This is a genomic window from Streptomyces sp. NTH33, from assembly GCF_003236365.1.
Classification (GTDB): Bacteria; Actinomycetota; Actinomycetes; order Streptomycetales; family Streptomycetaceae; genus Streptomyces.
The window spans coordinates 1-1,183 of sequence record NZ_POTZ01000921.1 but is presented as its reverse complement, the minus strand read 5'-3'; the positions used below and the strand labels follow the sequence as shown (position 1 = coordinate 1,183).

Genomic DNA, 1,183 nt, shown 5'->3' with positions numbered 1-1,183 from the left:
TTCCACGTCCGCCCTGATCACCTCCTGCGGACGAGGGCAGCGTGGAGTTCGGCCAGGATCGTCTCAGGCAGAGCGGCGCCCTGCGCGTGCTTGATGATCTGCTCGGCGATCGAGGACAGCTTGGTGTTGGTGTGCTGTGAGACCTCGCGCAGCACGGTGAACCCATCCTCCGGACCGATCCTCGCCATCATCACGAGGACCCCGATGGCCTGATCGACAACCGCGTGGGAGGCGACCGCTCGCTGCAGCTGCTCATTTTCCGCCCGCAGCCGCTCGACCTCCTGCACGAGGCCGTCGACGCGGGGTCCAGGGCTGGGTTCTCGGCCAGGGGGCGCGGGGGAGGCCATGCGTATCACCGGAGGTGTCAGCGAAGCGGGGGACACGTGTCCGCCTGCCCGCTTCTCTTTTCCCCACTCCTGCGCTGCGGGAACGCCGCAGCGCACTGGCTGGAAAGAGCTGAGCTCTCCGAGCCTGGACTCGGAGAGCCCGACGGGGCTGGCTTCCGAACCCCGCACGCGGCGGGTAACCCAGTGGTCAGTTGTCATACCGACATGATCAGACCGCGTCGAGGTGCCGCGATGACCGATCAGCCGGACCACATGACTGCCTCGTGCTGTGGACCAGATGCAGATGACGACCGCAAGCATGGCGCGCCGCCGGCGGCCTACGCACCATCCAGTCCTCGAGGCAGTCCATTCCGCAAAGTAGCAGGCCCAGCACAGACCGAACATACGGGACACATGTGACCAGTCAGTCGGCAGGCACGGGCGCATCCGGGTGTGCACCGTGGCCATGCCGAGAATCCGCGCCCCTCGCATCAAAGCGTTCATCGAAGACGGAGCCGAAGGACCTATCCGCCCGACGCCTGAAGAACTCGCGGAACTGGCCACAACGCTGTCTCTACCGCTGCACGAGGTGCTGGCGGCGACCCGGAACCGTCGGGCCGTGGTACACGCGGGCCACCCAGTGTGATGCACCAGCCAGACGCAAGGAGTGCACAGATACCGTGCCGGGGCCGGCATCGGGTACTCGCCACGGCATGGGATCTTTGAGCTCAGAGGGCTTCTCGAAACCGAGTGTGGGGCTGGGGGGTCCGTACGGGCGTGCTGTTCAGGTGATTGTGGCCGCGCGGGGGCATGAAGGCAGGGCCTCTCGGTAGCACAGAGGGTGTCTACGCCACTGC

1 protein-coding gene is annotated in these 1,183 nt (G+C 66.4%); it reads right to left on the bottom strand.

Translation table 11 applies throughout. The features are described 5' to 3' along the window. Positions 1 to 17 precede the first annotated feature (17 nt). On the bottom strand, positions 18 to 347 hold the full coding sequence (locus C1I97_RS37550; protein WP_111007322.1) for an ANTAR domain-containing protein: 330 nt from the start codon (positions 345 to 347) through the stop codon (positions 18 to 20). Positions 348 to 1,183 lie beyond the last annotated feature (836 nt).

Excerpts from the sequence above, each read along its gene's own strand:
- C1I97_RS37550 (WP_111007322.1), bottom strand. The coding sequence starts at position 347 with ATGGCCTCCCCCGCGCCCCCTGGCCGAGAACCCAGCCCTGGACCCCGC.